We start from the raw sequence: 25,862 nt of genomic DNA, 5'->3' as shown, positions 1-25,862 counted from the left end.
GTGTCAGTGTGAGCAGGAGGCTCGCGTGGCTGTCTCTCTTGCGGGTATGCCTGGTGGTTGGGCTGATGCGCATCTCGATGCTGCGCGGCTTCGAGCGGTGTTCGACGGGACCGTGGCCGGGACGGTGGGGTTCGAGGAGGAACTCCTGGTGGTACGGCGGGGGAGTTGGCTGCCCGTGGATGCCGCCGCCGTGGTGGCGGGTGTCGGCGATCCGCGGGTGAAGCCGGAGCTGCCGGCCTGCCAGCTCGAGATCGCGACCTCGGTCCATGAGGATGTGGCGGACGCCGTCGAGGAGCTGCGCTCATGCCGAGCCATGGTCGCCGCTGCCTGCGGGCAGGAGGTTGCCGCGGTCGCCGCGCCCGTTCATCCCGTGCTCGACGGGCCGACCGTACTCGCGCGCACCGAGCGAGCCGCAGAGCTTGGGGCGCGCTACCGCGAGGTCATCAACCGACAGTTGGTCTCCTCGTTGCAGATCCACCTGGGCTTTGGTGACGCCGACTGCACGCTGGGCGTCTACCACGCGCTACGGGACTTGCTGCCGGAGTTGGCCGCGTTGGCCGGGGCTGCGCCGTTCGCCGGCGGACGGGACACCGGTCTGTGCTCGGTGCGTCCGGTGATCGCCTCCGAGCTGCCCCGCCAGGGCGTGCCTCCGGTCATCCCGTCCTGGGACCAGTACGCCGTGGACCTCGCGTGGATGGTTCGCGGGGGCGCTGTCGACGCGTCGGAGTGGTGGTGGGAGCTCCGACCTCACGTTCGGTACGGGACGCTGGAGTTGCGGGTCCTCGACGTACAGGCGACGGTGTCACAGGCCAGCGCGCTCGCGCGGCTCGTGCATGCGCTCGCCGCCAGGCTGGCCGACCTGCACTATCTCGGTGAGCTTCTACCGCCGGCGCCGACGTGGAGGATCGCCGAGAACCGTTGGGCGGCGCTCCGCGACGGCGTTCGGGGTGAGCTCCTCGACCTCCGCACCGGCGAGGCCCACTCCACTCGCCGTCGGCTGCACAACCTGATCGACTCTGCCGAGCCCTACGCGTCGGCCGACCTGGACGACGTACGCGCGATGGTGGAGCACCCACCGGTGGACCACCTCCGAGCACTCGGCCCCGAACGCGTCGTCCCCTGGCTCGCGGAGGTCTTCGCCGCATGAAACTGCTGACCCTGCCCGGCGTGTTCGCGCCGATTTCCGACTCCTGGATGCTGGCCGACGCGATCCGTCAAGAGGCCATCGGTTCCGGATCGCAGGCGCTGGACGTCTGCACGGGAAGCGGCGTCCTTGCCCTGACCGCGGCGGCGCGCGGCGCGACGACGACCGCGATCGACGTCTCCCGGCGAGCGTTGCTCACGGTGCGGCTCAACGCGATCCGGTACGGCGCCTGCGTCCGGACGCTTCGGGGCCGGACCTTCGCGCCCGTCGTGGGTGAGCGCTTCGACCTGATCGTGAGCAACCCGCCGTACGTGCCCTCGCCGAGGTCCGACGTACCTCGTCATGGCGCGAGCCGGGCCTGGGAGGCGGGCCGTGACGGACGGATCATCCTCGACGCGCTGTGCGACGCCGCCCCCATCCACCTGCGCCCCGGCGGGGTGCTGCTGCTGGTGCAGTCGTCCCTGATCGGAATCGACACGACCTTGCAGCGCCTGGTTCGCGCCGGACTGGTGGACGTTGAGGTACGAGCCTCGGTCCGGGGTCCGCTAGGCCCGCTGATGCGGGCGCAGCAGGCCGCGGGACTGATCCCCTCCGACGTCGACGAGGAGGAGGTGGCGATCATCCGGGCGACCGCCCGCTGATCAGGTTGTCCTCGTGCTGCCTACTTCGCGGAGCGCATCGACGACTGCCCGGGCGGTTGGGCTGCGCTGTTCGCGCATGATGGCTGCCTGGATGTGGCGGGCCGGGGCGCCGAGTAGGGGTACGGCGGCGATCTTGGCGGGGTCGAGGATGACGTCGAGTTGGTGCGCGACCGTGACGCCTCGGCCGGCGGCGATGAAGGCTTGTGCTTCGACTGGTTCGTCGCCATGGCCGGCGTGCAGGATCGGCGGTTGCAGTTGCGCGTGGGCGAGTACGTGGTCGACGAGGTCGGCGGCGGACCCCTGGTGGGCGCGTATCCAGGGATCGTCGGCGAGGTCGTCCGGCGTGACGGACTTCGCCCGGGCCCGCGGGTGGCCGGACGGCATGAGCGCCCGTGGCGGGTCGTCGAACAGAGGGATGAGCTCGATGTCCGACGGCGCCGGACTCGGCTGGAACGCGTGCTCGAAGACGATCGCGACGTCCAGCTCGTTGGAGGCGAGTCGCCGGAAGGCGGTCGCTCGGTCGACCAGCTGGTCTTCGATGACGTCGTACTGGAGCCGGTACAGGTCGGGATGCCGTTCCTCGAGGACTGCGGCGACCTCCGCTGAGAGGTAGACGAGCGCGGTGAAGAACGAGCCGAGACGGACATGCCCGCATCGCAGGCCGGCCAGGTCCGCGACTTGTGCCTCGGCGAGTGAGAGCCGGCCGAGGATCGCCTCGGCGTGGTCGGCGAGGAGCCGTCCGGCCTCGGTCGCGTGGACTCCGCGTTGAGTACGGCGTACCAACTGCGCCCCGACCTGTCGTTGTTGGGGATGATTGCGTTCTGCGCGTTCCTGCTCGACGGGGCTGCGTACAACTGGAGCGCCGTACATCTGGAGAGTGCGCGTGATGCCTCCGCCGGTCTGGCCGCGGCCGCGTTCACGATGTTTTCGCTGACGCTCGCTCTGGGGCGACTGTTCGGTGATCGGCTGGTGGCGCGGTTCGGTCGGGTGCGGGTTGTGCAGGGCTGTGGCGCTGTCGCGGCGGCGGGCAGTCTCCTCGCGATCGTCGCGCCGACAGCCGGTACGGCGTTGGCCGGCTGGGCGCTGTTCGGGTTGGGACTCGCCGCGCTGGCGCCAACCGTCCTCGGCGCCGCGCCGAGCGTCGCCGGGGTCCCGCCGGGCGTCGCGATCGCTGCAGTCACGACGATCGGCTACCTTGGCTCGTTCACCGGCCCGCCGGCCATCGGCGTACTCGCGGAACTCAGCAACCTCTCCGTCGCCCTCACCATGCTCGTCGTCGCCAGCACCCTCCTGGTCGTGCCCGCCCGACTCGGCCTCCGCGAGCGCTCCTGAGATGTGGGTACAGCGGGGGACATGTTTGACCGGTTCGCTCTGGATGAGGTTGATGTCGCGGGGATCCGGCTGCGGGTGCGGCACGGTGGTTCGGGTCCGGCGGTGGTGTTGCTGCATGGTCATCCACGGACGCACACGACGTGGTACGCCGTCGCGCCTCGGCTGGTGGATGCCGGTTTCACCGTGGTGTGTCCGGACCTGCGTGGGTACGGCCGGTCGGCGAAACCGGTGACGGATGCGGACCACACGCCGTACTCGAAGAGAGCGATGGCTGGTGACGTCGTTGGCCTGATGGATCTCCTGGGGCATCAGCGGTTCGCCGTCGTGGGGCACGATCGCGGCTCGTACGTCGCCTATCGTTCCGCGCTGGATCATCCTGAGCGGGTGGCCCGGCTGGCCGTGCTGGACAGTGTGCCCATAGTCGAGGCGTTGGAGCAGTGTGGGGCCGAGTTCGCCGCCGCGTGGTGGCACTGGTGGTTCTTCGCGCAGTCCGAGAAGCCGGCCGAGCAGGTGATCTGCTCCGATCCGGAGAGCTGGTACGGCGCTTGGACGACGAACACACCGCAGGCGCTCGGGCCCGAGAACCACGCTGACTTCCTGGCTGCGATCCGTGATCCGGCAACGGTTCACGCGATGCTGGAGGACTATCGCGCCGGCCTCGGAGTCGATCGTAGGAACGACGCCGCGGACCGGGCAGCCGGCCGCCGGATCGAGTGCCCGACGCTGGTCCTGTGGTCGACCGACGACGACATGGAACAGCTCTACGGCGACCCGGTCGACGTCTGGCGACCTTGGTGCCGCGACGTCACAGGGCATGGCATCAAGTCGACCCATCACATCGCGGAGCAGGCACCCGACGAGCTGACCCGAAGCCTGACGCACTTCCTCGGCATGACAGACGAAGGCCGCTGATGGTGGGTACCGGGGTCGGCATGAGGGTCATGACGTGGAACGTCTGGGGGCGGTTCGGGACGAGGTGGCAGCGCCGGCACAGGACGATCGCGGAAACGATCAAAGCGCAGGGACCCACGTTGGTGGCTCTTCAGGAGAGCTGGGCGGTGGGGAAGCTGAGGCAGGCCGACGTACTGGGTGCTGAACTGAGGATGTCGTCGGCGTTCGCGGTGACCCGGATGCCGCGTGATCCGGATCCCGAGGTCGAGTTGGGCGTGGCGATCCTGAGCCGGTATCCGCTGCTGCGGGCCGAGCAGCATGCGTTGTCGGACGAGACGGTGGCGTTGCGGGCGGAGATTCGGCTCGGTGATCGCAGTCTGCACTTTTTGACCACCTGCTTCGACTGGGAGGAGGACCGCGAACGGTTGGAGCAGGCGGACAGGCTGGCCGCGCTCGCGTCGAGTCTGTCGGCCTCCGGTGATCCCGTCGTCGTGGCAGGCGATCTCAACGCCCCACCCGACCGACCCGAGATCAAGCGGCTGCTCGCCGTACTGAGTGACTGCCGGCCGGAGCCTGATCCCTGCGCGGGGCACACCTACAGCTCACGGAATCCCCACCTGGGCACAGGGGAGTGGCTCGAGGACCAGCGCATCGACTACATCCTGAGTACGACGCCCCCGCCGAGCGAACCGCTCGCGCCTCGCTCATGGCTGGCAGGCCTCGCCGAAAACGGCGACCACCCACCGTCCGACCACTACGCGGTGCTCGCCGACGTCCCACTCATCACTCCGCACCGATTCTCTGACTGATCAGGCCCGAGTTCGTTTGCTGGGACCGCTGTCAGCCGAAGTCGTCAGGGATGATGCGGAGTTTCTGTGCGATCCGGACGAGGGCCTTCTGGTCGGGCGTGTTGAGCGAGTCGAGCACGATACGGCGTACGGCGCGCACGTGTGTGGGCGCTGCCAGCTGTACGAGGTCGAAGCCGACGTCGGCGAGTTCGGCGAGGAAGGCGAGCTCTCCCATCCGCAACTTGCGCTGCGGGGCCTCGGAGAGGTGGCTGAGTACGAGGTACTCGAACAGGGTGAGGCCGTGCTCTTGCCGCAGCGGCGACTCCAGCTTGGCGGCTGTGGTACGGCGGGGGAGCGGGCGCGGCTCTGGACCCTTGACCCAGGCGGCCAGTCCCGGCACGGCCTCCGCTTCGATCCACAGCCACTTGACGAACTTCTTCGCCGCGTCGACGTCCGGATACGAGCAGAGTTGCAGTTGCCGAGTTGATGCCGGTAGTTGCCTCCAGCCACGATGCATCAATGTTGTTAGATGCAACGATGTTCTGACGCCGGAAACGGGCTCCCTGGAGCTGCGCACCTCGTACTGGTCGAGGGCATCGGGTTTAGCAGCCGAACCGCGGAAGCCACACGGGTACCCATGACGTTCAGCTGCCACGGCCCGATGACAGAGCTGGACAGGAGACCGGCATGACAGGTCCTGGGTGCAGAGCAACCAGTCGGTCGCCCGACCCGCCGGCAGGCCGGGCCGCGCGAGTCGCGATCGGGTGCCGTGCGCGGTGCCGTAGGGTTCGGGCCGTGTCTGAAACCGACTCGCTCGTCCTGCGGCCGGCTGCGGGCCCGCGCCGCCAGGTCCTCACGATCGCCGCCGTCATCGCCGTCGTCCTCGTTGTCGCCGGCGTCATGGCCGGAGGCCGGCCCGCCCTGATCACCTGCATCAGCCTCGTCCTGCTGCTGGCCGCCACCATTGCCGTCTATCTGTCGCGCTCCCGCATCGTCGTCACCCCGGCCGAGATCTCGGCGCGCGGCCTGACCTTCCACCGCCGTCGCGACCGCGCGCTCGCAGCCTCGGTGATCCGGGCCAAGGTGATCCAGCCTGGGGCTGTCTCTGAGACCATCGTCGTCCTCGGCACCGGCGGACACGCCCTGCTGAGTATCAACGGCGCCCTCTACGCGCCCGCCGATCTCGACCGGCTGGTCGACCACCTCGGATTGCCCACCGGCGGGCCGTCCGGGCCGGTCACGACGGCGCAGCTGGCCCGCGAGCGGGCCGGCACCGTTGGCTGGGCCGGACGGCACCCGGTCGCGTTCGCACTCCTCTGCGCCCTCGGCTTCGCCGTCGGCGCGGTGGTTCTCGGAACCGTGGTCGCGGCCCTGACGGGCTGACCCGCCCGCCCCCAGAGTTGATCAGCCCAGCGGCCCGGACAAGTACTACGGCAGTCCAAGCTCGGCGTCCAGGCGTCGGGCCCAGTCCTGGTTGCCCAGATCGGCTGCCAGGAGCAGGTCACGCCAGTCTTGGAGAGCCAGATCCCTCATGTGGCGTACTCGAGCAAGATCGCCGCTTCCGCCGATCACGATTGCCGCTTGGATCCGCTCAATGGCAGTAGGCGGCCAGTCAGCCAACGGCAGCGACTCCACGGCACTGGCCACCAGATCCGCGATACCCTCGGCGCTGCCGGGCTCAGGGAAGTCCCGCGCGATGCGCCGACGGAGCCGCGGAGACAAGTCCATGCGGCAATTGTGACCCGGAGGTGGTGGCACATCCGCTGCCCAACGCCCGGATCTGCCGCATCAGCGACGGCAGTCCTGGTCCCGGGACAACGCTGCGCCGGCTCGGCGCACCTGGTCGCGGCGGGCCGCAGGGCGGATCATCCTGGCCACGCGCGTCTCTGAGCCCAACAAGGCAGGTTCGGACAACGCCTACTCCCAGCGCTACGCGAGGATTTGCGCCCGCAGGATCTCCCAGCGTCTTCCGCTGGTAGTTGGGCGAGAGGTACGACGTCCCGGCGTCGTACCGTCTCCGTGCAAGGGTGCTCGACTGCTTGGTTGCCTTCTTTATGGGCTTTCGGGTGGCGGATTGGGCCTTGGACTTCACGGTCCCTCAGGTCCTGGGCGGTTGAGTGGGTGCCGAACAGGGCCGGGTCGGTGCCGGGGAGGAGGCTGGGTCGCCGAGGGGGCCAGGGTCGGTCAGGTACTCCAGCGGATCGTCGCCCTCGGTCCAGCGGTTTGTGGGCCCGTCGGTGCGGTCGGACAGTTGCCAGCTCGAGTGGTTGCGGTCCTGGGCTACTTCGTCGAACAAGGCGTTGGCGCGATAGGAGTCTCCCCGCCGCCGGCTTCCAGCTCCTCGATCGCCTTCAGCCACTGTCTGGTGCACGGTTTCGCGGGTCGGGTTGAACTGCAGCGTTGCTCTGACACCGGGGTCGTCGGCCGTGTTCTAGAGGCGTGTCATCTGCAGCGAGCCGTGAGCTTCAGCGGGCCGCATTCGACCGGAAGACTGTCAGCAGGTTGCCGATCGCAACGATGTCACCGCCGTTCCAGTGCACCCCCTGCGAGTTCGCCGGCAGCGCGCCGCCGCGCGGCGATGATCGCCTGCTGCGGATCTATGCCGCCAATGACCGCCGCCGTCACCGCGTCCTTGACGCCTCGGCCGTCACCGGGTCCTTGACCGCCTAGGCCGTCACCGGGTCCTTGACCGCCTCGGCCGTCACCGTCGCGGGTGCGCCTTTGAGAAGCCTGGCGACGATGGTGGCCAGCATCTCGATGGGACCGACCTTTGTCGGCCTCAGCGCACCGGTCATAAGCGGCTTCCCAGTGGATCCCCGCCCGACCCGCCGCCAGGTTCTGGGCTGTACACGCCGGCGTCTTCGCGGCGTTCGGCGTACGTCGTGCTGGATATACCGGATGGTGGGTTGGGGGTGGATGATGGCGGTATGCCTCATTCGGAGGTTCCGAATGGATTTGCTGCCGCAGCGGATGGTGGTTCGGGCGGTGGTGCGAGTGCTGACGCGTTCGGCCGGTTGGCGATGGAGCTGCACGACGTCGACGGGGTGGAGGAGACCGTTGAGGCGGTCGTGCAGTTCGCGTTGCACGCGCTTGGCTGCACCTACGCAGGGGTGGTGCTGGTCGCCCGTGGCCGGCGCCCCGAGGTGCTGGCGCTGACCGATCCGCTGGTCGCCACGCTGTACGAGCTGCAGATCGAGGCGGGCGACGGACCGATGATCACTGCGATCCAGGAGGAGCGGGTGGTTCTGGTCGCCGATGTGGAGGCAGAGACGCGGTGGTCGAGGGCGTGGATCACCCAGGTTCGTGCCGCGGAGATCCGCACCATCGTCCATCTGCCGCTGCTGGCCCACGGCCGCGCAGAGGCGGTGCTGAGTCTGTACGACAAAGCGCCGAACGCGTTCGACGACGACGACCTCGCGATCGCGCACATCCTGGCCCGGCACGCGTCGGTGGCGATCGCGAACGCGCGCGAGGAGGAGTCGCTGGCCGAGGCGATCGACGCCCGCAAGTTGATCGGGCAGGCGATGGGGATTCTGATGGAGCGTTACGGCCTGGACGGCGACCGGGCGTTCGAGGTGCTGAAGCGCTACTCCCAGCAGTACAACCGCAAGTTGCGCGATGTCGCGCAGGAGTTGATCGACACCCGGCGCCTGCCGCACTGATCAGTGCGGCTGGCAGTTGAGCCGGTTGGCTGTCCGGTCAGCTCTTGGTTTTAGTCTTGCTTGGGTTCGGCCATCTTGCGGTGGGCGGCTGCCTTGAGGGTGTCCGGGATGACCTTGCCGGCCAGTTCCTGCGCCCTGCTCATGAGTGACTCGGCGACGACTCGGTTCTTGCCGGCCATCATCGCCTCGAAGCCTTGCCTCGCGACCTCGGCCGGATCGTCCTTGCTCGACTGCCCGACCCGGGTGTCGTCCATGCCGGCGCGGTGAAAGATGTTGGTCTCCGTCGGCCCCGGCATCAGCGAGGTGACGGTGACTGCGGAGTGCCGGAGCTCGTCCTGCAGCGCCTCGGCGAAGGACTGCAGGAAGGACTTGGTGGCGTTGTAGACGGCATGGTACGAACCCGGCATCGTGGCCGCGATCGAGGACGTGATCAGCAGCCGGCCTTGGTCTCGAGCCACCATGTCGCGCACCAGGGACTTGGCCAGGATAACGGTCGACTTCACGTTGAGATCGATCATGCGGACCTCGGTGCCGAGGTCGGTGTCGATGAACTGGCCGCCCGAGCCGATGCCGGCGTTGAGTGCGGCGGCCGCGATCGGCCGGTCGCCGAGAGCGGTGGAGAGCCGTTGCACGCCCTCGGGCGTCGCCAGGTCGACCTGGACGGCCTCGACCTGAACGGTCTTGGCCCTGGCGACTCGTAGTTGAGGTGCCACCGTCTGGATCGCGTCGTCCTCGGCGGCGATGACGAGGTCGAAGCCGTGCTGAGCGAACTGCCGTGCGAGCTCGAGCCCGATCCCGCTGGACGCGCCGGTGACCACTGCGAGTTCGTCCTGTGTCATCGACGTACCCGGGTTAGGAGGTGGGCATCACGGTGACGTTGCTGGGCGGGGCGGCAGCTGGTTCGAAGACCTGGGCGGGTTGGAGGGCGTCGAGAGCGAGTGGAGGTTCTTGATTCATTACCGTTTCGAGGTAGTGCAGGATGACGCCCTCGCGGAGCGCCCACGGTGAGATGTCGAGTCGCTTGATGTCGAGCGCGTCCATCGTTGCCTTGGCGATGAGCGCGCCGGCTACGAGCTGTTTGGCGCGGCACTCGGACACACCGCGCAGCTGCGCTCGTTCCCGGGCGGGCATGCGAGACAGGCGATGGACCGCGGTGGCGAGATCGTCTCGGAACAACGTCCGTCGTACGAAGGGACCTGTGCGTTGGGGCGGCGCGCCGCACATTCTCGCGAGCTGCTTGAACGTCTTGGAACTGGCGATCACCCGCTTCGGGTCGCCCTCCCAGCGCAGCCGGTCGGAGACCTCGCGCAGCGTCGCCCGCGCATGCCGGCGCAGCTCGCGGAGCTCGTCGCGCTTCGGTGGATCGTCGCGCAGGAACGCCCTGGTCAACCGTCCCGCGCCCAAGGGGAGGGAGACCGCGAAGTCGGGTCGCGCGTCCCGGCCGAGCGCGATCTCCGTCGACCCGCCACCGATGTCCAGGACCAGCAGTCGCCCGGCCGACCAGCCGTACCAGCGCCTCACGGCCAGGTAGGTCAGCCGCGCCTCCTCCTCACCCGTCAGGAACCGCGGTTGGATGCCGGCCTCGCGAGCGAGGCGGTCGGCGATCTCGGCGCAGTTGCTGGCGTCGCGTACGGCGGAGGTGGCGAACGCGAAGAGCTTGTCGACCTGCAACGAGCGAGCCGCTCTGACCGCGCTCTCGACAGCCTCGATCACCCTTTCGACGCCGTCGGAGGTGATCGAGCCGTCGGGCTGAATCTCCTCACTCAGCCGCGTCGCGTGTTTGACCGCGTGCGTCGGTAGTGGGGGCGCCCCGGGGGAGGCTTCGACCACTTGCAGCTGAGCCGAGTTCGACCCAATATCCAGCACACCGATCTTCACAAGTGCACCGGTGCCCCCGCACAAACCGTCTCGGTGTTGAGCGGACCCAGGTCCGCGCCAAGGTCGCGCGGTGAGCGCGGATGGTCGCTCCGGGTACTGCCCGGAACGGCTCACGACGAGACCCCGCGGCCGGAGGCGCCGGCCAAGCACTACGCGCCCGACTACGCGAACGTCTCGCCGCCCGGTCACAAGCAGGCCAGGGAGTGGACGACGGGGTACGACGGGAGCGCGTCGCCGAGGTGTTCCGGGGGAACGTGCGATCAACCTGGTCCGGTCGGAACGTGCGATCAACGTGGGACTGTCGGACCACCGCCGGGTCCTCGCGCAGTTCATCTTCGGCGACGGCCGGGAGCGGGCGGACCGGCTTGTGTCGGCATTGGCGGACCTCGCTCGGACCACGTTGTCGTCGCCGGCGAGCGTCGTACTGCCGGAGCCTCGGGAGCTCGAGCCCGAGCACGTGATGCTGCCGCGGGAGGCGTTGTTCGCGGAGCACGACGACGTACCTGTGCAGGAGTCGTTCGTAGGAACCGCCGGTGGCGTCGGCGCCCTCGTCGACCAGCGTGATCTTGACTAGGTTTGGCTGGCTGGGCCGGGGAGGCGTCGGAGTTGCTCCTCTACGGCGCGTGCCAGTCGACGATCGCTCGGCGGCTCGTCACCCCGCCATACCTGATGGACGAGGACGTGGGCGACGGTCACCACCGAGCTGTGATGGTCCGCCGACCACGCGCGCAGGATTGATTCCGCTTCCGCGGCGTCGATGCCGAAGCATTCCATCAGGACGCTGACGGCCTCGTCGACGCAGACGGCCCTCTTCATCACAGCCTCACCTCACGCCGCGCACCGAGCCACTCCCAGGGGCTGATCCTTCAACCCGTCGTGGCAATACACGATCCGGTTGCTCCCGGTTCCCATCCGCCGGGCCGTGTATGCCTGCGTCTCCAAGGACGGACTGGCTGGTTTCGGTCGTCGTTCGACGGTTACCGAGGCGACCGAGCGGAGGAGGGCCTCAGATGATCTCCACGAAGAAGCGGCGTACGGGTGGTGTGGCAAAGCGATGGGCCGTCGCCGGCGCCGTAGGTGCCGGAGCGGTGGGGTATCGGTTGTTGCGGCGGAAGCTGTCCAGATCGGCCAACGCGATGTTCGCACAGGCCCCGGTGCCGGGCAGCGTGGTCGAGACCGGGGATCCCGCGACGAGCGGGGAGCAGGCGCCGGCCAACGAGCGCGGCGACGGCGCACAAAGGACCGGCGACGACCGCTTGGTCCATCCTATTGACACTCCGTAACGGGATGGTGACCGAAATCGACGGATTACGTTGAGGGGTGGTGGGCCAAGCCGGGGCGGCGGAGTCGCATCATCTGCGTCTGCTGAAGGAATCCGGCCTGGTCGAGGCAGAGGGAGCGCACCCAACACCCGCGCGAGTGCAGCGCCGACGTCGGCGCGTTGTCTCGACGACGTGCCTGCCATGCTGGCGTCGTACGGCGGCTGGATGGAGTTGGGCAGTGCGGACGAGGGGAAGCCGGTGAAGGACGGCACGCTCGAAGCTTGGGCGCAACACCGCATCCGCGTTCGCTGACGACGAGCCGGATCACCGGAGAGCAAAGGGCACAGTGTGAATCAGCAGGCTGGCGGATCGGCGTTGGACACCGCGGACTGGCGTCGCAAGGTGTTCGCCTTGTACGGCGACGTACGGGCGACTGCCGATCCCGTCGAGGGACACGCGATCTGGCAAGCAGGACGGGCGGAGTTGCTCGCGACGCATCCAGCATCGCCGGTGCCCGTCGACGAACGCGAGGACTTGCAGGTCGAGATCGGCGACTACCAGCCGCAGCTGCGCTTCGACGTTGAGGTCGACACGGAGGTGGAGCCGCGTCGGTGGGAGGTGCCTTCGGCAACTGATGGCGTGATTCCGTTCACCCGCGCCGGCGTGCTGCATCTCCCGCAGGTCGGGGACCTTGACGTGTGGTGGCTCGAGTCGTACGGCGGCGGCGTGTTCGTGCCCATCAAGGACGCCCTTGCCGGCAGCCGCACGTACGGCGGCGGCCGCTACCTCCTGGACACGGTCAAGGGAGCGGATCTGGGCGGCGACCTCCGCGAGGGCCGGCTCGTCGTCGACCTGAACTTCGCCTACAACCCGTCCTGCGCGTACAACTCACTCTGGAGCTGCCCGCTCGCCCCCGCAGGCAACACTCTGACAACGGCCGTAGCCGCCGGCGAGCTGACCGACGCCCAAGCCAAATGAGGTCAGCGATCGGGCTCCAGCGGGCTGTCCTGATGCTGTTCGAGCAGATGGAGCACCGGTACGCCGAGGTGTCGACGAGCCTTGGCAGACCAGTCGATGTGAAGCAGCTCGGCCACGACGTGAGGGCGGGTCAGTACGACGACCTCTTGGCCGTCGACGCGCTTGATCTGCTCGACGAGTTCGTCCACCGGGTGCCGGTGGGTGATCGAACCTTCCGCGGCCTGGCCGAGTGACCGCAGCCGGTCGAGGCTGCGGTCCACCGCGGCCGTGGCGTGGGCGTCGATGTCGCGTTGCGCGTTCTCCTGGGCCTTGCGCGCCTCCTCGTCCGACTCGATCGAGAGCCGGGCGGTCGTGATGCCGTAGTACTCCGTCCCGGCGAGGCTCGCCAGCGAGGCCTCGATTCTGCCCTGTGCATCTTCGCAGGGGATGATCACATGGAACCTGAGCGGGTCCGGCGCACTCGCGTAGAGCTCGACCAAGCGCTGCGCATCCGGCACACTCAGCTCTTCCTCAACCAGCAGGACGACGTCGTACATCAAGACCACCTACCCTCGACGCGATCCGGGTCTACCTACCAGTACCCATCTCAGTCATCATCGATCGGGAAGCGCTCTCAGGTCGACTACTCGCTGGACTCGCTCTGCAGCTTTTCCTGGAGCTTGTCCTTGGAGAGGCCGGAGGTCCCGGAGATGTCGGCGTTCCTGGCCTGTTGGGCGAGTTGGTCGCGGGTCATGTCGCCGGGCTGTTCGCCGAGGTGTTGTTTGCGGCTGGCAACGAAGGCCTCGCCGAGTTGGGCGCGGCGTTCGTCGGAGAGGTTGGAGCGCATGCCGGGCAGGACCTTGGTCTCCTCTTCCTCGACGTGGTGCGAGACCGCGTCGACGAGGTTCTGCAGCACGGTTTCGAACTCGGGGGAGGAGGGATCGGTCTCCGCGAGCTTCGCGAGCAATTGGTCGGCCTCGATGTGTTCCTGCTGGCTGTGCGAGACCTCTTCCTTCTCGCCTGCCTCGCTGGCGGCGACCGGGTAGACCTCGGCCTCTTCGGCGCGGCTGTGCGCGGTCAGCAGCGTGGTCAGCACCGGAAGCAAGTTGGGCCGCTTCTCCGGACTCTCCTTGAGCTCGTCGAACAGCCGCTCGACCTCGCGGTGGTCCTGCATGATCAGGTCGACTACGTCCGCCGTCATACCCCTGCCCCTTTCGTGGTTGCGTGAATCGCCCTGTACCCCGTGCCACACCTGGTCCGCACCGGCTCAGTCCGGCGGTTCCACCGGGTCGCCTTGCTCGCCGCTCGTCACGTCCTGCGCTTGCGGCCGACGTCGTACGGCGTCGTCCTCCGGCGGCTCGTTCGGTTCGGTGTCTGTGACCTGCTTGTCGTCCGGTTCGGGACGGTCGACACTCATCGTCGCCTCCTTGGGTTGCCGGCCACCCCGGTTCCCGCGGGCCGGTGCGTGAATCAGAAGCCGTGGCCGGGCTCGCCAGGCGTCGTACGGCGTTCCTTCATCTCGGCCTCACGCTGGTGGGGCCGGCCGTCGACGAGGTGGTCGCGGACCTGGCGATGCCGCTCGACGAACGGTTCGTAGTACGTCCGCTCGTAGTCCTCGACGATCTGGAACGTCCACCGCCGGTCGTTCACGTTGCGGCCTTTGATCTCCCGCTCGACCTCGTCGGCCACGTCGTCATGCCCGGCGCTGCGCAACATGCCGACGGCTCTGATCACCTCGTTGTCGGCCTTGCCGGTCAACTGGTGGAACTCGTACAGGGCGCCCCGCGCCCGGATCACGGTCTCCATCGCCAGCGTCAAGGCCCCGACAGCCTCGACAGTCTGGGCGTCGACGCCTTCGGGACGCTCGAACCTCTCCGGCAACTCAGTCATGCCAGCGCGGTACCCACCGCTGCAACGTCGGGTGGTTTCTATCGACAGTGGGTACTGGCGATAGAGGCGACGTACTCGCGCCGCGCGATCTGGAGAACCACGATGGATGAGCTCGAGCGGGCGAAACGCCCGAAGTCCAAGCTGGCCGGGCCGTACGGTCATCCGTTCCATCCGGTGCTGGTCGCCGTACCGATCGGCACCTGGGTGGCGAGCGTTGTCTTCGACCTCGTCGCCGTGATCAATGCCGACGAAGCGCCGGTCTTCGCCAAGGGCGCCTACTGGTTGATCGGCATCGGCATCATCGGCGCCCTGCTCGCCGCCGTCTTCGGGTTGATGGATCTGCTGGCCATCCCGCGTGGGACCAAGGTGTTCCGGACCGGCCTGACGCACATGACGCTGAACCTGACCGTTGTGGCGCTCTTCGTCATCAGCTTCGCGATCCGCGCCGGTGCGGGCTACGACGAGGTGAGCGTGGCGGGCTTCGTGCTGAGCCTGTTCGCGGTCGGGCTCCTCGGTGCGTCCGGCTGGCTGGGCGGCCAGCTCGCCTACCACTACGGCGTCCGCGTCGCCGGCGAAGCCACCCAACGAGAGGGCTACCACTGACGTCACCGAGATCTGAGCTCTACCTCGCCCGCGCAGAGCACAGCACTCCACACGCCTTCGCCACGGTTGAAGCCCTCCAGCTCGCCATCATCGCCCTGCTCGCCATCGGCACCGCCGCACTCCCACGCTTCACCAGCTCGGCCGCGGCCGCACCCGTCGTCGACGTGTGACCGGACGTAGGCGCCGTCGTCGGGTTCGGCCTGGCCGGCGGCTACCGCGGTTCACCACGGCCGGGCCGTGGTCGGGTTCGGCTTGGCCGGGCGGTCGCGCCGTGGTCGGGTTCGGCCTGGTCGGCGCATTGCTGGGGTGGATCGGGGTACTGGATGCGGTGCAGCGGAAGTGTCGTTCGACGATGACGAGGGGCCGGCTCATCCAGGTCGTGTGACCGCGACGAGCCAGGTGACAGACCACCGTCGGGGACTGGCGGGCTGGTCAGGGAGTCACCATGATGCGTCGACGCGACGCGGCCCACGGGAACAGAAAGCCCAAGGCCATCGAAGTAACCCTGGACGAGCTCCTAGGTGCCACCGCCGACGCCCAAGCCAACCCTGCCCCGGCCAACGAGCCCCACCGCGACAAGCGCGACCAGGACGAGGAGCCGTACCGTGAGGACGCGCCGCAGCGGGAGGACGCGCCGTACCGGGACGAGAAGCCGTACCAAGACGGGCCGTATCGGGGCGAGGCGCCGTATCGGGAGGACGAGCGGTTCCGGGGCGAGCAACGGTATGGGGGCGAGGTGCCGGACCGGCAGGACGAGCGGTTCCGGGCCGAGGAGTCGTATCGGAGCGAGGAGCCGCATCGGGGCCAGGTGTCGTACCAGCAGGAGGAGCCGCACCGCGATGAGGAGCCGGACCGGCGTGGGGTGCCGTACCGGGATGAGGAGCCGTTCCGGGAGGGCGAGCGATTCCGGGGCGAGGAGTCGTACCGGGGCGACCTGCCGTACAGGCAGGACGAGCCGTATCGGGAGGACGCGCCGTACCGGGACGAGCTCTACCGGGACGACGAGCCGTACCAGCAGGACGATCCGTACCGGGGCGAGAAGCCGTACCAGCAGGACGAGCCGTATCGGGGCGAGAAGCCGTACCGCGACAAGCTCTATCGGAACGAGGAGCCGTACCGGAACGAGCCGTATCGGGGCGAGGTGCCGTACCGGCAGGACGAGCCGTTCCGAGGACAGGTGCCGTACCGACAGGACGAGGCGTACCGGGATGAGGAGCCGTACCGGGATGAGGAGCCGTACCGGGGTCAGGAGTCACTCCGGGGTGAGGTGCCGTTCCGGGAGGACGAGCGGTTCCGGGGTGAGGAGTCGTACCGGCAGGACGAGCCGTACCGGGACAAGGTGCCGTATCGGGGCGAGGTGCCGTTCCGGGAGGAGGAGCGGTTCCGGGGCGAGGAGCGGTATCCGGGCGAGGTGCCGTACCGGCAGGACGAGCCGTTCCGGGATGAGGAGCCGTTCCAGGGCGAGGAGTCGTATCGGGGCGAGGAGCGGTTCCGGGGTGAGGAGTCGTACTGGGAGGACGAGCGGTTCCGCGGCGGGGTGCTGGGGCGGGGAGACGAGGCCTACTCGGAGGGCGAGGCTCGGGGGGGGGGGGCGTCGGTTGGGGTGGCGTTTTTTGGGTGGTTGGTTGCTTGTGGGACCGGCGTACTTCTGATGGTGCTGGTTGGTGGTGTCTGCACGGTGATCGGGTGGGACAGGCTTGCTGCCTGGGCGGGGGACGAGGGGAGCACCGGGCGGCTCTATTTTGGCGCTTGGATTGTTTTGGTTCTGTTGATGGGGGTTGCGGCGTTCTCGGGCGGGTACGTCGGTGGGCGGATGGTGCCGTCGCGTGGCGATCGCCAGGGCTTTGGTGTGTGGCTCTTTGGCTGGGGGGCTGTCGGGCTCATGGTTGGTCTGGGGTACTTGGTGGACCGCGAGTACGACGTTGTGGCGAGAGTCGACTGGCCGTCCTTGCCGATCGCGGAAGGCGACCGTCCGTTGGCCGCGTTGGCTGCAGTCGTTGCGATATTGCTCGTCACGTTGCTCGGGTCAGTCCTGGGAGGTTCCGCCGGGAACAAGTGGTACGGGAGATTGCGTCGCCCCGACGCCGACGACAACGCCCGACGGTGAGCGCTAGTCCGATCAACGGTGAGCCCTCGTCCGATCAACGCTGAACTCTAGGCCGATCGCGCTCGCCATGGGCGCAGTGTGCGAGAGCGGGACCATGTGGGTCTGGGAATGCGTGCCGCTGTGCCCGCCGCGTCGCCGACACCGGCGGGACACCTTCAGGGACGAGCGGCTGGGCGCAGAGCGGGAGGGCGCCGGTCGGCCGGGAGGTGACCGGCACCAAGCCCGAGTTGCACGGACGTTGAGGCCCAGTTGTCCAGCCGCGGCTCGAATCGGTCCGGTTGTCTGGCCGCGGCTCGTGTCGACCCGGTGGTCGGGGCGCGGTCCAGTTGTGGAGCCGTGGTTCGGGTCGGTCCGTTTGTGGAGCTGTGGTTCGTGTTGGGTCGGTTGGCGGGTGGTGGGTCGGGGCGGGTTGGTTGGCGGGGCGTGGGTTGGGCGGTGGGGCGAGGGGGAGTGGGGGTGTTAGGTGGCGGGTTCGAGTAGGCCTAGTTGGTTGCCGTCGGGGTCGGGGCAGGTGATTAGGCGTTGGCGGCCGCTGGACACGATGACGGGGTCGGTTGTGGTGATTCCGTGGGCGGTTAGGGCGGTGACTCGGTCGTCCAGGTCGTTGATGGAGAAGTTGACCGTCGTGCGGCCGGACTTGGCGGGGTCTTGGAAGATCTGGACGACGCCGCCGTCGGCGAGGTGCCATTCGGCCAGGGAGTCCATCGGGCGCTGGTCCGGAGGTCGTCCGAAGAAGGAGGTGTACCAGGCGCACGCGTCCTCGATCTCCGCGACCGGGATCACTGCCAGTACTGCGTTGATCGCCATGGTGTCGCCGGTACCCACGATCGACACCCGGCGCGCGCCCCGCCGTACCCGACAACACTCAGTCGTCGAGGGTGAGCTGCTGTCGGTGGAAGTCGAAGTGCTGCGTCGGGAAGTGGTAGACGTCGGCCAGCGTCATGTAGTCCTGGAAGAACGGATCCCACCGCGTCGGGTAGTGCATGCCGCGCTCCAGTGCCGCGTCGCTCTCGGCGTCCAATCGTCGGTGGAGTTTGTCGATGACGTGGTCGAACATCGTCGCCATACGGTCCGGGCTCAAGGTGCTGCCGCCGGCGTACGACCCGAGATAGTTCACGAAGTCGAACGGCTTCGTCCCGGCGTTCAGCACGCGTGCGAACGTTCGGCTGAAGCCGCCTGGCAGGCGCCCGAAGACGCGAACCAACCTCAGCAACGCCCGGATGATCAGGTAGCCAAGCAGCATGTGAAACAGCAGTTGCCGGTTGTTCCACCGGGTCCCGTTCGACGGTCGACGGAGGGCATCATCGTCGGCAAGTTCGATGAGCTCGTGGAACTCACGGCGCGCCCGCTCCAACTCCGCGTGCACCAAACTCCGTTCCATGACTCATGGTCTGTCGCCAACACGCCCGCGCCAAGCCCGCCGATCGCGTCCGGCTTGACTCTGTAGTCAGGTCCAGGGTTCACGATGAGGTATGCGCACGAGTGAGTTGGCTGGTCGGGCTGGGGTGAATGCCGAGACGTTGCGGTACTACGAGCGTCGGGGCCTGTTGGAGGAACCGCCTCGGACGTTGGGTGGGTATCGGGACTACCCGGCGTCGGCCGTGGGACTGCTTCGATTTGTGAAGCGGGCGCAGGAGTTGGGGTTCACGCTGGACGAGGTGGAGGAGTTGCTGCACCTCGACGGTGGTGGGCCGGACAGTTGTGATGCCGCGCGGGCGCTGGCCGAACGTCGGCGCGACGATCTGGCCGCCCGGATCGCCGATCTACAGCGGATGCACGATTCGCTATCGGGGTTGGTAGAGACGTGCGATCTGCCGCGCGCGGATCGTCGATGCGCGTTGCTGGAGGCGATCAAGTGAGGCTCGAGGTGTTGCATGTCCCGGACTGTCCGAATCTGCTGCCGCTGCTCGAACACCTAGCGGAGGTGACGGACCTGCCCGTGGTGACGCGGGTGGTCGAGACCGAGGCGGACGCCGCGAGGCTCGGTATGGCGGGTTCCCCGACGTTGCTGGTCGACGGCAAAGATCCGTTCGCGGCGGACGGGGACTGCGGGCGTGGTCTGGCCTGTCGTCTGTATCGCGACGACGACGGCCGGATCGTGTCTGCTCCGTCAGCGGACCAACTGCGCGCCGCGCTTGCGGGTGTTGCCCCGCCGACCGAGATCCTGAGCGCGTGGCGTACTCGCGCGGTGCCGTTGAATGCGAAGGAGCGAGCCGCGCATCAGGCGATTCTGCGTGCCTTCGCCGCCGCAGGACGTCCGTCGGCGCAGGATCCCGCCGTACTGCGAGCCTTGCACGACGCCGATGCGATCCGGCTGACGTCGTACGGCGAGATCGCGGTGGCGTACCCGTTCTCCGCGACGCCGACCAGGCACCGAGTACGGATCGGCGACCGCGTCGACGTCTACGCGATGTGTGCGGTCGACGCGCTCGGCATCGCCCCGATGGTCGGTGAGGACACCGTCATCTCCTCGGTGGACGTGACCACGGGCCGGCCGATCACGGTCGTCACACGCGATGGTCGCAGTACCTGGTCACCGGACACGGCCGTGGTGTTCGTCGGCGCCGACGCAGGCGGTGGACCGTCGGCTGACTGCTGCTGCGACTACCTGAACTTCTTCGCCGACCGGTCGGCCGGGGATCGGTGGATGGCCGCCCACCCCGGCGTACCAGGCCAGCTCATCAGCCACCACGAGGCCGAGGAGCTAGGCGCCCGCCTTTTCGGCCACTTGCTCGACGGCGGGGCTCGCCTCCCGGCACACCCAGGAGGCGAGCCCCGCAGGTCAGGCGGCGAGTAGTTCGGCGAGGGTCGTCCGGGCGCGGGCTACGCGTGAGCGGACGGTGCCGATCGGGCAGCCGAGGTGTTCGGCGGCCTGCGCGTACGGAACGCCGGCCAGTTGGGTGAGGACGAAGACCTCGCGCCGGTCGCCGGGAATCCCCGCGAGCAGTTCGGCCAGTGCGATCCCGTCCTCGAAGCCTGGCAGGTTTCGTGGTTGGGCTCGTTCGGCCGCGAGTTGCCAGTCGTGCTCGGAGATTCTCGGGCGGGATGCCTTGGTGCGGAGGTCGTCGGCGACGGTACGGCGGGCGATGGACAGCAACCACGTGCGTGCCGACGAGCGGGCCTCGAAGCGGTGCAGGCTGCCCAACGCCCGCAGGAAGGTCTCCTGGGTGAGGTCGTCGGCCGATTGTGGATCCGCGCTGAGGTGGGTGACGTAGCGCCGTACGTCGCGGTGCAGGGCGCGGACGAAGCGGTCGAGGGCGTCGAGATCGCCCGCGCGCGCCGCGATCGCCAGCTGGGTCGGGGTTCGGTCCGGATGCGCGTCACCCGGTGCCTGGAACAGGTCAGAAGCCATAGTTCGATTCCTTCTGAGATCCAAAGGTCCGGCAGCGCAGGACAGAGCGCACTGCCGGTGAGCGGAGAGAACCTGCCGAATGGCATGGCTCGACCCGGGCGAGGTGCCGAAGCCGGTCGCGCCCGGGTGATTCGTGCTGTCAGGAAACAGCGGTTCCGCGGGGTGGACCCCTGGAGACGATGGCGTGAGCGAGCAGCCAGTTGCGCAAGGGGGTGGGGGAGTAGCTGTGCCGGATGCGTGGCAGGTGCTCCGTCAGCCGTGGACGGGCGGGCAGCCGCAGCGACAGCCGGAGTTGGCCGGCGACGAACCGCAGGATGGCGAACGCGGCCCGCTCTCCGTAGGCCAGCCACAAGCCGCACAGGAGTGCGGCGAGCAGGTGAGCGACCAGCATGCCGATCGAGCCAGCGCCGGTCAGGTGATGGGCAGCCGGATCGGTCGCTGCCGCCATCGGCATCGCGTCATGTGCCATCGGGTGCAGGTCCGAAGGCAGTCCGGCGGGCTCCGGACGGACGAGTGACTGCGTCATCGAGAACACCGTGTGCAGAGCGGCCTGGATCACGAGAGTTCCGAGAACGACGAACGGTACGCCGCGCTCGCGGTCGGCCACGATCCAGGCAGTGAGCCCGATCCATCCGAAGCACATGGCCAGCGCCCACCACGGAATCGCCGCACCGGACATGAGCACGTGACCGAGCGCCGCGAGCAGCACAGACGTAGCCGCGAACATCCCGGCTCGTGCGACTCGAAATCCCCAGCTCTGCTGCATGGCCGAACCATGGTCGCATCCGCCACCTGTGCCGCACTGAACAGGCTCCATCAGCTCTGTGGTCCACCTCACATCTACCGGCTGGAACTGATTGCCGTCCCCGACCGACTCCTGCTCTGGATCGTGCAGAAGGAGTGGGCGTGAGCAGAGTAGAAAGCGCTGAGGGCGCAACGGTTGTCGAGGTGGAGGCTCGGCCCGACGGCGGTGCGCGCGGCCGCGGAGCCGGGTTGTTCCGCGCGTTCTGGCGGTGGCACTTCTACGCCGCGTTCCTGGTGATCCCGGTCCTGCTGATTCTGGCGGCGACCGGACTGATCTACCTGCTCCGGTTCCAACTCGAGCCGATGCTGCATGCCGACGTGATGAAGGTCGAGCAGCCCGCCGGGCTGGTCGCTCAGCCGTACTCGGCCCAGCTCGACGCGGTGCGCAGCGCCCTTCCGGACGCGACCGTGGTCTCGATGACCGAACCGTCCGGGCCGGACCGCTCGACGGTGTTCTCCGTCGCCACCGCGGCCGGGCCCAGGGATGTGTTCGTCGACCCGTACGAAGGCAAGGTGCTCGGGTCGCTGAACCCCGACACGACGCTGTCCGGCGGCGCGATCCTGCTGCACGGCGAGTTGATGGCGGGCCGCTGGGGCGACTACGTGATCGAGATCGCCGCCTGCTGGGCCATTGTGATGGCGCTGACCGGCTACTACCTGTTCGTCCGCGGACGGGTGGCGCGAGCACGTCGCAGAGCCGCCGGAGCAGCAGGCGCGGTACTTCGATCACGCCACGGCCGGACCGGGGCAGTCCTCGGGATCGGCTTGTTGTTTCTGATCGTGTCGGGGCTGCCGTGGACCGGGTTCTGGGGCGCGAAGACCCAAGAGATCGCGTCCAGCCAAGGTACGTCGTTCTGGGGCGAGGATCCCGGTGCGCTGTCGAACCCGACCTCGACCCTGGACGAGTCCCTGGCGCACAGCCACTCGGTGCCCTGGGGCCTGGGCAAGACCGAGGTGCCGCGCTCGAATCCGTCGGACCGGACCGAGTCGGTGGCCACGATCGACACCGCGATCGAGGTCGGCCGGCGCAACGGGTTGCTGCGTCCGATGACGATCGCACTGCCCGCCGACGACGAGGGTGTGTTCTCGGCGATCGGCTACGCCTTCAACGACCCCGGCAAGGAACGCACGCTCCATGTCGACCAGTACGGCGGCCGCATGGTGTCGACGTACGGCTACAGCGACTACCCGGCCCTGGCCAAGGTGGTCTCGCAGGGGATCGCCCTGCACGAAGGCAGGCGGCAGGGCACCCTCAACTTCTGGTTGACCGCGATCTTCTGCCTCGGCGTGATCTTCATGTGTGTCAGTGGCCCGTTTATGTGGTGGCGCCGGCGCCCGAAGGGTACGTCGCTCGGTGCGCCCCGTGGCCGGCTTCCGCTCCGCGCAACTCCCGCGCTGGCTGTCCTCGTCATTGCCCTGGCGCTCTTCCTGCCGCTGTTCGGGATCACGCTGCTGGCCGTTCTCGTGCTCGACCAGCTCCTGCTCCGCCGGATCGCAGGCCTGCGAGCATGGTTCAACGTTGCCGGATAGCGACCCACGGAAAGGACAGCCTGGAGAGTGAGGACTTCCGGCGTACCGTTGAGTTGTGGGCGTGGACGAGGTGCTTGCGGCGCATCGTGGCGCTGGGCGGGAGTTCAGCGCCACCGGGGTGCGGAGCTTCGTGCTCGACCACGGATCTGCTGACTCGGAGGCAGTTGTCTGCCTGCACGGCGTACCGGCATCGTCGTTTGTCTACCGGTCGGTGCTGCCCGAGTTGGCCGGCCGCGGGTTCCGGGGGATCGCGTTCGACCTGCCCGGACTGGGCCTGGCTGAGCGGCCGCGCGACTTCGACTACTCCTGGACCGGGCTCGGGCGCTGGGCGGCCGCGGCCCTGGACGAGCTCGGGCTGGACAGGGTCCACCTGATCGTCCATGACATCGGTGGACCGGTCGGCTTCGAGATCGCTGCCGCCGCACCGGATCGCGTTCGCTCGTTGCTGCTGCTCAACACACTCGTTGCCGTCGACACCTTCCGACGGCCGTGGGTGATGGAGCCGTTCGCTCATCACCTCCTCGGCCGGGCATGGCTTACGACCGCGCAGGCGCCGCTGGTGTTCCGCAGCTTGATGAGGAACATCGGAGTCGGTCCTGATGTGCCGACGGAGGTCATCGACGCGTACCTGCGGCTGCTCGTCGGCGATGACTCCGGCCGTGCGTTCCTCCGGATCATGGGTTCGTTCGAGCGGACGCCGGAGAAGCGGCGGCGTTACGAAGGCGTCGTCGGCTCCGACGCGTACCCGGTGGGAGTGCTATGGGGCAGCAAGGACCCGGCGCTTCCACTGCGCACGTACGGCGTCCAGGCCCGTCTCGCCGCCCGCCTCGGTGACATCAAGACGGTCCCGGGCAAGCATTTCTTCCAGGAGGACTTCCCAGCAGAGGTCGCCGCAGCGGCTGCCGCCTTGGCCGAGCGCGCTTCGTAGAAGTGCTGCGTCATCCGGGAGCGTCGCCCTCCTGGCTGATGGTCCGACTCTGCCGGCTGAGGAACTGGACTTCCGACGAGGTCCTGGCGAGCGTCGCCGCGCGGGCGTAGGCCGCTGCGGCCTCCGATCGTCGCCCGAGGCGGTGCAGCATGGAGCCGCGTGCGGCGTGCAGGAGGTGGTAGCCGGCCAACTCGTCGCAAAGCTCGTCGAGCAGGGAAAGTCCGACGGCAGGCCCGTCCCGCTCGGCGACGGCGACGGCACGGTTCAGAGCAACTACGGGTGTTGGCGTCACCGCGAGCAGCCGGTCGTAGAACCGGACGATCGCCGCCCAGTCGGTCTCGTCGTACCGGGGACTCGCGCAGTGCAGCGCCTGAATCGCGGCCTGGAGCTGGTACGGACCCAACTGACGGCGACGTATACACGACAGCACGAGCGCCTGACCCTCCGCGATCATCGAACTGTCCCACAGCGACCGGTCCTGGTCCTTGAGGAGAATCAGTTCTGCGGAGCCGCCGCGCGCCGGCACTCGCGCCTCGTTCAAGAGCATCAGGGCCAGCAGGCCCAGCACCTCGGGATCATCAGGCATCAGCTTCACCATCAGCCGGGTGAGCCGGATCGCCTCGGCGCGCAGGTCGGACCTCGCAGGGTCGTCGGCGCCGGCGTTGTAGATCAGGTACAGCACCGAGAGTACGGCGCGCAGCCGGCCGGGGAGCTCGGTGTCGCCGGGCACCCGGTACGGGATGCGTGCCGCCTTGATCTTGTACTTCGCCCGAACGAGCCGCTTCGCCATGGCCTCCTCGCTCACCAGGAACGCCGAAGCCACCTCGGCGACCGTGAGTCCCGCGATCAGACGAAGGGTGAGCGCCACCTGGTGCTCCGGCCGGAGGGCCGGGTGGCAGCAGGTGAAGATGAGGCGCAACTGGTCGTCGCGCGGTGGGTCCGTGTCGGAGCCGGAGAGATCCCGGAGCAGGCCGGCCGCGAGCTCTTCGGCGAGCTCGCGGCCCCGGCGGTTTCGCCGTACGACGTCGAGGGCCCGGTGGCGCGCGGTGGTGACGATCCAGCCGGCGGGGTTACGCGGTACGCCGTCGTGCGGCCACCGATCCATCGCGGTCACGAACGCGTCCTGTACCGCGTCCTCGGCGAGCGAGAGGTCACCGAAGAGTCGGGTCAGCGTGGCCACGGCCTGGCCGTGCGCCTCCCGGAAGGCGCGCTCGACGTCGTCCATCGACAGGGCCGGTCAGTGGCCGGCCTGCACCCGGCCGGTCGCCCGGAACGGCCGGACCTCGATCGAGCGATTCGTGGCCTCGACGACCTTCTCTGCCCAGGCCAGAGCCGCGTCGAGGTCCTCGGCGTTGATGATGTAGAAGCCGCCGATGTGCTCCTTGGTCTCGACGAACGGCCCGTCGGTGGTCACCTTGTCGAGGCCGGTGCCGCCGCTCACCACCGTGGCGGCGTCGGGGCCGTGCAGTGCGCCGCCGAACACGAATGCGCCCGCGCTGTCCAGCTCCTCCTCCAGCGCGATCACCCGGCCCATGAAGGCCTGCATCTCCTCCGGCGACGACGGCGCCGGCGCGGCTTGCCCGTCCACCTCGTAGACCGACAGCAGGTACTGATTCATCCGGACTCCTTCGATCAGGCGGGACGGTCCCGCTCGACCTGATGACGAACGGCTGGTCCCCGATCAGGACACCTCAGCCAAGAATCTCAGCAATCTCCGCGCCTGGACGCCCGGTGGCGTCACAAACCGAGCTATCGGTCGGTCTAGGTTTCGAGAGATCGAAGGAGATCCGACGTCATGAATTGGCTGTTCAGGGCAGCGTGCCGGAGCGAAGATCCGGAGCTGTTCTTTCCGATCGGGACGACCGGGCCCGCCGTACAGCAGGTGGAGGCCGCGAAGACGGTGTGCCGGCGGTGTGAAGTGATCGACAGCTGCCTGGAGTGGGCGCTGCGGACCGGGCAGGACGCCGGGGTCTGGGGCGGGCTGTCCGAGCTCGAGCGCCGGGACCTGAAGCGCCGGCGTCGCGAGATGGACCCTTCGGACTCGTTGCCCCGGTAGGCGGCAGAGCAAAGCCCGCTTGCCGGCCGGCAAGCGG

At 68.4% G+C, this 25,862-nt stretch carries 35 protein-coding genes; 18 read left to right on the top strand and 17 right to left on the bottom strand.

Annotation, left to right across the window (positions count from 1 at the left end; all coding sequences use genetic code 11):
- The first annotated feature begins 25 nt into the window (after positions 1–25).
- Together AB0H36_RS31570 and AB0H36_RS31565 are read left to right on the top strand one after the other, a co-directional pair.
- On the top strand, positions 26–1,147 hold the full coding sequence (locus tag AB0H36_RS31570) for a YbdK family carboxylate-amine ligase (RefSeq protein ID WP_360531768.1): 1,122 nt from the start codon (positions 26–28) through the stop codon (positions 1,145–1,147).
- Complete coding sequence (locus tag AB0H36_RS31565; protein WP_360531765.1) at positions 1,144–1,785, top strand: HemK2/MTQ2 family protein methyltransferase; 642 nt, start codon at positions 1,144–1,146, stop codon at positions 1,783–1,785. Before AB0H36_RS31570 ends, AB0H36_RS31565 begins: the two co-directional genes overlap by 4 nt.
- Here the strand turns inward: AB0H36_RS31565 and AB0H36_RS31560 are convergent, their stop codons facing one another.
- Positions 1,786–2,568, bottom strand: coding sequence for a LysR substrate-binding domain-containing protein (locus AB0H36_RS31560; RefSeq protein ID WP_360531762.1), 783 nt, complete (start codon positions 2,566–2,568; stop codon positions 1,786–1,788).
- On the opposite strand from AB0H36_RS31560, the gene AB0H36_RS31555 reads away from it, so the two are divergent.
- From AB0H36_RS31555 to AB0H36_RS31545, 3 genes are read left to right on the top strand one after another with little or no spacing between them, the layout of a single operon-like run.
- A complete protein-coding gene (locus tag AB0H36_RS31555; protein WP_360531759.1) occupies positions 2,539–3,117 on the top strand; it encodes an MFS transporter in 579 nt (192 codons plus the stop codon). The genes AB0H36_RS31560 and AB0H36_RS31555 overlap by 30 nt on opposite strands.
- A gap of 21 nt (positions 3,118–3,138) precedes the next feature.
- A complete protein-coding gene (locus AB0H36_RS31550; protein WP_360531755.1) occupies positions 3,139–4,029 on the top strand; it encodes an alpha/beta hydrolase in 891 nt (296 codons plus the stop codon).
- A complete protein-coding gene (locus AB0H36_RS31545; RefSeq protein WP_360531750.1) occupies positions 4,029–4,817 on the top strand; it encodes an endonuclease/exonuclease/phosphatase family protein in 789 nt (262 codons plus the stop codon). The genes AB0H36_RS31550 and AB0H36_RS31545 overlap by 1 nt, the downstream gene beginning before the upstream one ends.
- Positions 4,818–4,848: 31 nt before the next feature.
- On the opposite strand, the gene AB0H36_RS31540 is transcribed toward AB0H36_RS31545, so the two are convergent.
- Positions 4,849–5,313, bottom strand: coding sequence for a hypothetical protein (locus AB0H36_RS31540; protein ID WP_360531747.1), 465 nt, complete (start codon positions 5,311–5,313; stop codon positions 4,849–4,851).
- A gap of 278 nt (positions 5,314–5,591) precedes the next feature.
- Here AB0H36_RS31540 and AB0H36_RS31535 point away from each other — a divergent pair, with 278 nt between their 5' ends.
- Complete coding sequence (locus tag AB0H36_RS31535; RefSeq protein WP_360531744.1) at positions 5,592–6,179, top strand: hypothetical protein; 588 nt, start codon at positions 5,592–5,594, stop codon at positions 6,177–6,179.
- 45 nt (positions 6,180–6,224) lie between these two features.
- Here the strand turns inward: AB0H36_RS31535 and AB0H36_RS31530 are convergent, their stop codons facing one another.
- Together AB0H36_RS31530 and AB0H36_RS31525 are read right to left on the bottom strand one after the other, a co-directional pair.
- Positions 6,225–6,524: a hypothetical protein gene (locus AB0H36_RS31530; protein WP_360531741.1), complete on the bottom strand. Its 300-nt coding sequence runs from the start codon at positions 6,522–6,524 to the stop codon at positions 6,225–6,227.
- Between the two features lie 938 nt (positions 6,525–7,462).
- A complete protein-coding gene (locus tag AB0H36_RS31525) occupies positions 7,463–7,591 on the bottom strand; it encodes a hypothetical protein (RefSeq protein ID WP_360531738.1) in 129 nt (42 codons plus the stop codon).
- 132 nt (positions 7,592–7,723) lie between these two features.
- Here AB0H36_RS31525 and AB0H36_RS31520 point away from each other — a divergent pair, with 132 nt between their 5' ends.
- Entirely contained in the window at positions 7,724–8,458 is a 735-nt protein-coding gene (locus tag AB0H36_RS31520; protein WP_360531735.1) for a GAF and ANTAR domain-containing protein, read from the top strand.
- A gap of 50 nt (positions 8,459–8,508) precedes the next feature.
- Here the strand turns inward: AB0H36_RS31520 and AB0H36_RS31515 are convergent, their stop codons facing one another.
- Positions 8,509–9,297 carry an SDR family NAD(P)-dependent oxidoreductase gene (locus AB0H36_RS31515; protein ID WP_360531732.1) on the bottom strand — a complete coding sequence of 263 codons (789 nt, stop codon included), beginning with the start codon at positions 9,295–9,297 and terminating at the stop codon, positions 8,509–8,511.
- A 13-nt stretch (positions 9,298–9,310) separates the two neighbouring features.
- The gene (locus AB0H36_RS31510) at positions 9,311–10,336 is read right to left on the bottom strand and encodes a Ppx/GppA phosphatase family protein (protein WP_360531729.1); all 1,026 of its coding nucleotides are present in this window, start codon (positions 10,334–10,336) and stop codon (positions 9,311–9,313) included.
- A gap of 292 nt (positions 10,337–10,628) precedes the next feature.
- Here AB0H36_RS31510 and AB0H36_RS31505 point away from each other — a divergent pair, with 292 nt between their 5' ends.
- Positions 10,629–10,910: a hypothetical protein gene (locus AB0H36_RS31505; RefSeq protein ID WP_360531726.1), complete on the top strand. Its 282-nt coding sequence runs from the start codon at positions 10,629–10,631 to the stop codon at positions 10,908–10,910.
- Here AB0H36_RS31505 and AB0H36_RS31500 read toward each other — a convergent pair.
- Positions 10,907–11,152 carry an ANTAR domain-containing protein gene (locus AB0H36_RS31500; RefSeq protein WP_360531723.1) on the bottom strand — a complete coding sequence of 82 codons (246 nt, stop codon included), beginning with the start codon at positions 11,150–11,152 and terminating at the stop codon, positions 10,907–10,909. The genes AB0H36_RS31505 and AB0H36_RS31500 overlap by 4 nt on opposite strands.
- Positions 11,153–11,346: 194 nt before the next feature.
- Between AB0H36_RS31500 and AB0H36_RS31495 the strand changes: the two genes are divergently transcribed.
- Genes AB0H36_RS31495 through AB0H36_RS31485 form a run of 3 tightly spaced genes read left to right on the top strand, consistent with a single transcriptional unit; the run spans position 11,347 to position 12,576 of the window.
- Positions 11,347–11,619 (top strand): hypothetical protein, encoded by a 273-nt coding sequence (locus AB0H36_RS31495; protein WP_360531720.1) that lies wholly within the window; start codon positions 11,347–11,349, stop codon positions 11,617–11,619.
- A gap of 30 nt (positions 11,620–11,649) precedes the next feature.
- On the top strand, positions 11,650–11,910 hold the full coding sequence (locus AB0H36_RS31490) for a DUF6855 family protein (protein WP_360531717.1): 261 nt from the start codon (positions 11,650–11,652) through the stop codon (positions 11,908–11,910).
- 36 nt (positions 11,911–11,946) lie between these two features.
- On the top strand, positions 11,947–12,576 hold the full coding sequence (locus AB0H36_RS31485) for a DUF1684 domain-containing protein (protein WP_360531714.1): 630 nt from the start codon (positions 11,947–11,949) through the stop codon (positions 12,574–12,576).
- Positions 12,577–12,578: 2 nt separating this feature from the next.
- Here AB0H36_RS31485 and AB0H36_RS31480 read toward each other — a convergent pair whose 3' ends face one another.
- The 4 genes from AB0H36_RS31480 to AB0H36_RS31465 form a co-directional block, all read right to left on the bottom strand.
- Positions 12,579–13,112 (bottom strand): hypothetical protein, encoded by a 534-nt coding sequence (locus AB0H36_RS31480; RefSeq protein WP_360531711.1) that lies wholly within the window; start codon positions 13,110–13,112, stop codon positions 12,579–12,581.
- An 86-nt stretch (positions 13,113–13,198) separates the two neighbouring features.
- On the bottom strand, positions 13,199–13,756 hold the full coding sequence (locus AB0H36_RS31475) for a hemerythrin domain-containing protein (protein WP_360531708.1): 558 nt from the start codon (positions 13,754–13,756) through the stop codon (positions 13,199–13,201).
- Between the two features lie 66 nt (positions 13,757–13,822).
- On the bottom strand, positions 13,823–13,972 hold the full coding sequence (locus AB0H36_RS31470) for a hypothetical protein (protein ID WP_360531705.1): 150 nt from the start codon (positions 13,970–13,972) through the stop codon (positions 13,823–13,825).
- 53 nt (positions 13,973–14,025) lie between these two features.
- On the bottom strand, positions 14,026–14,445 hold the full coding sequence (locus tag AB0H36_RS31465) for a hypothetical protein (protein ID WP_360531702.1): 420 nt from the start codon (positions 14,443–14,445) through the stop codon (positions 14,026–14,028).
- A gap of 102 nt (positions 14,446–14,547) precedes the next feature.
- Between AB0H36_RS31465 and AB0H36_RS31460 the strand changes: the two genes are divergently transcribed.
- A complete protein-coding gene (locus AB0H36_RS31460) occupies positions 14,548–15,048 on the top strand; it encodes a DUF2231 domain-containing protein (RefSeq protein WP_360531699.1) in 501 nt (166 codons plus the stop codon).
- 445 nt (positions 15,049–15,493) lie between these two features.
- A complete protein-coding gene (locus AB0H36_RS31455; protein WP_360531696.1) occupies positions 15,494–17,155 on the top strand; it encodes a hypothetical protein in 1,662 nt (553 codons plus the stop codon).
- A 459-nt stretch (positions 17,156–17,614) separates the two neighbouring features.
- On the opposite strand, the gene AB0H36_RS31450 is transcribed toward AB0H36_RS31455, so the two are convergent.
- Positions 17,615–17,980: a VOC family protein gene (locus AB0H36_RS31450; protein ID WP_360531693.1), complete on the bottom strand. Its 366-nt coding sequence runs from the start codon at positions 17,978–17,980 to the stop codon at positions 17,615–17,617.
- 40 nt (positions 17,981–18,020) lie between these two features.
- Positions 18,021–18,536: a DinB family protein gene (locus AB0H36_RS31445; RefSeq protein WP_360531690.1), complete on the bottom strand. Its 516-nt coding sequence runs from the start codon at positions 18,534–18,536 to the stop codon at positions 18,021–18,023.
- A gap of 91 nt (positions 18,537–18,627) precedes the next feature.
- Between AB0H36_RS31445 and AB0H36_RS31440 the strand changes: the two genes are divergently transcribed.
- On the top strand, positions 18,628–19,014 hold the full coding sequence (locus AB0H36_RS31440) for a MerR family DNA-binding protein (protein ID WP_360531687.1): 387 nt from the start codon (positions 18,628–18,630) through the stop codon (positions 19,012–19,014).
- A complete protein-coding gene (locus tag AB0H36_RS31435) occupies positions 19,011–19,952 on the top strand; it encodes an alkylmercury lyase family protein (protein WP_360531684.1) in 942 nt (313 codons plus the stop codon). Before AB0H36_RS31440 ends, AB0H36_RS31435 begins: the two co-directional genes overlap by 4 nt.
- Here AB0H36_RS31435 and AB0H36_RS31430 read toward each other — a convergent pair.
- Both AB0H36_RS31430 and AB0H36_RS31425 read right to left on the bottom strand, forming a co-directional pair.
- Entirely contained in the window at positions 19,938–20,507 is a 570-nt protein-coding gene (locus tag AB0H36_RS31430) for a sigma-70 family RNA polymerase sigma factor (RefSeq protein WP_360531681.1), read from the bottom strand. The genes AB0H36_RS31435 and AB0H36_RS31430 overlap by 15 nt on opposite strands.
- A 139-nt stretch (positions 20,508–20,646) precedes the next feature.
- Positions 20,647–21,273 carry a hypothetical protein gene (locus tag AB0H36_RS31425; RefSeq protein WP_360531678.1) on the bottom strand — a complete coding sequence of 209 codons (627 nt, stop codon included), beginning with the start codon at positions 21,271–21,273 and terminating at the stop codon, positions 20,647–20,649.
- A gap of 140 nt (positions 21,274–21,413) precedes the next feature.
- Between AB0H36_RS31425 and AB0H36_RS31420 the strand changes: the two genes are divergently transcribed.
- Complete coding sequence (locus AB0H36_RS31420; protein WP_360531675.1) at positions 21,414–22,841, top strand: PepSY domain-containing protein; 1,428 nt, start codon at positions 21,414–21,416, stop codon at positions 22,839–22,841.
- A gap of 55 nt (positions 22,842–22,896) precedes the next feature.
- Complete coding sequence (locus AB0H36_RS31415; protein WP_360531672.1) at positions 22,897–23,769, top strand: alpha/beta hydrolase; 873 nt, start codon at positions 22,897–22,899, stop codon at positions 23,767–23,769.
- 10 nt (positions 23,770–23,779) lie between these two features.
- On the opposite strand, the gene AB0H36_RS31410 is transcribed toward AB0H36_RS31415, so the two are convergent.
- Positions 23,780–24,994, bottom strand: a complete 1,215-nt coding sequence (locus tag AB0H36_RS31410) for a sigma-70 family RNA polymerase sigma factor (protein WP_360531669.1) — start codon at positions 24,992–24,994, stop codon at positions 23,780–23,782.
- Between the two features lie 12 nt (positions 24,995–25,006).
- Complete coding sequence (locus AB0H36_RS31405; protein ID WP_360531667.1) at positions 25,007–25,387, bottom strand: YciI family protein; 381 nt, start codon at positions 25,385–25,387, stop codon at positions 25,007–25,009.
- Positions 25,388–25,564: 177 nt separating this feature from the next.
- Between AB0H36_RS31405 and AB0H36_RS31400 the strand changes: the two genes are divergently transcribed.
- Positions 25,565–25,825, top strand: coding sequence for a WhiB family transcriptional regulator (locus AB0H36_RS31400; protein WP_360531665.1), 261 nt, complete (start codon positions 25,565–25,567; stop codon positions 25,823–25,825).
- The last annotated feature ends 37 nt before the right edge of the window (positions 25,826–25,862 follow it).

The sequence above is a fragment of the Kribbella sp. NPDC050820 genome, assembly GCF_040653975.1.
Taxonomy (GTDB): Bacteria; Actinomycetota; Actinomycetes; order Propionibacteriales; family Kribbellaceae; genus Kribbella.
This window is presented reverse-complemented; position numbering and strand designations above follow the sequence as displayed.

Bases quoted from the DNA above. Each gene is read 5' to 3' on its own strand.
- AB0H36_RS31540 (WP_360531747.1), bottom strand. From the start codon at position 5,313: ATGCATCGTGGCTGGAGGCAACTACCGGCATCAACTCGGCAACTGCAA.
- AB0H36_RS31515 (WP_360531732.1), bottom strand. From the start codon at position 9,297: ATGACACAGGACGAACTCGCAGTGGTCACCGGCGCGTCCAGCGGGATC.
- AB0H36_RS31500 (WP_360531723.1), bottom strand. From the start codon at position 11,152: ATGAAGAGGGCCGTCTGCGTCGACGAGGCCGTCAGCGTCCTGATGGAA.
- AB0H36_RS31430 (WP_360531681.1), bottom strand. From the start codon at position 20,507: ATGGCTTCTGACCTGTTCCAGGCACCGGGTGACGCGCATCCGGACCGA.
- AB0H36_RS31445 (WP_360531690.1), bottom strand. From the start codon at position 18,536: ATGGAACGGAGTTTGGTGCACGCGGAGTTGGAGCGGGCGCGCCGTGAG.
- AB0H36_RS31465 (WP_360531702.1), bottom strand. From the start codon at position 14,445: ATGACTGAGTTGCCGGAGAGGTTCGAGCGTCCCGAAGGCGTCGACGCC.
- AB0H36_RS31475 (WP_360531708.1), bottom strand. From the start codon at position 13,756: ATGACGGCGGACGTAGTCGACCTGATCATGCAGGACCACCGCGAGGTC.
- AB0H36_RS31400 (WP_360531665.1), top strand. From the start codon at position 25,565: ATGAATTGGCTGTTCAGGGCAGCGTGCCGGAGCGAAGATCCGGAGCTG.
- AB0H36_RS31470 (WP_360531705.1), bottom strand. From the start codon at position 13,972: ATGAGTGTCGACCGTCCCGAACCGGACGACAAGCAGGTCACAGACACC.
- AB0H36_RS31460 (WP_360531699.1), top strand. From the start codon at position 14,548: ATGGATGAGCTCGAGCGGGCGAAACGCCCGAAGTCCAAGCTGGCCGGG.
- AB0H36_RS31565 (WP_360531765.1), top strand. From the start codon at position 1,144: ATGAAACTGCTGACCCTGCCCGGCGTGTTCGCGCCGATTTCCGACTCC.
- AB0H36_RS31455 (WP_360531696.1), top strand. From the start codon at position 15,494: ATGATGCGTCGACGCGACGCGGCCCACGGGAACAGAAAGCCCAAGGCC.
- AB0H36_RS31410 (WP_360531669.1), bottom strand. From the start codon at position 24,994: ATGGACGACGTCGAGCGCGCCTTCCGGGAGGCGCACGGCCAGGCCGTG.
- AB0H36_RS31440 (WP_360531687.1), top strand. From the start codon at position 18,628: ATGCGCACGAGTGAGTTGGCTGGTCGGGCTGGGGTGAATGCCGAGACG.
- AB0H36_RS31530 (WP_360531741.1), bottom strand. From the start codon at position 6,524: ATGGACTTGTCTCCGCGGCTCCGTCGGCGCATCGCGCGGGACTTCCCT.
- AB0H36_RS31405 (WP_360531667.1), bottom strand. From the start codon at position 25,387: ATGAATCAGTACCTGCTGTCGGTCTACGAGGTGGACGGGCAAGCCGCG.
- AB0H36_RS31525 (WP_360531738.1), bottom strand. From the start codon at position 7,591: ATGACCGGTGCGCTGAGGCCGACAAAGGTCGGTCCCATCGAGATGCTG.
- AB0H36_RS31425 (WP_360531678.1), bottom strand. From the start codon at position 21,273: ATGCAGCAGAGCTGGGGATTTCGAGTCGCACGAGCCGGGATGTTCGCG.
- AB0H36_RS31550 (WP_360531755.1), top strand. From the start codon at position 3,139: ATGTTTGACCGGTTCGCTCTGGATGAGGTTGATGTCGCGGGGATCCGG.
- AB0H36_RS31480 (WP_360531711.1), bottom strand. From the start codon at position 13,112: ATGTACGACGTCGTCCTGCTGGTTGAGGAAGAGCTGAGTGTGCCGGAT.
- AB0H36_RS31545 (WP_360531750.1), top strand. From the start codon at position 4,029: ATGGTGGGTACCGGGGTCGGCATGAGGGTCATGACGTGGAACGTCTGG.
- AB0H36_RS31520 (WP_360531735.1), top strand. From the start codon at position 7,724: ATGCCTCATTCGGAGGTTCCGAATGGATTTGCTGCCGCAGCGGATGGT.
- AB0H36_RS31495 (WP_360531720.1), top strand. From the start codon at position 11,347: ATGATCTCCACGAAGAAGCGGCGTACGGGTGGTGTGGCAAAGCGATGG.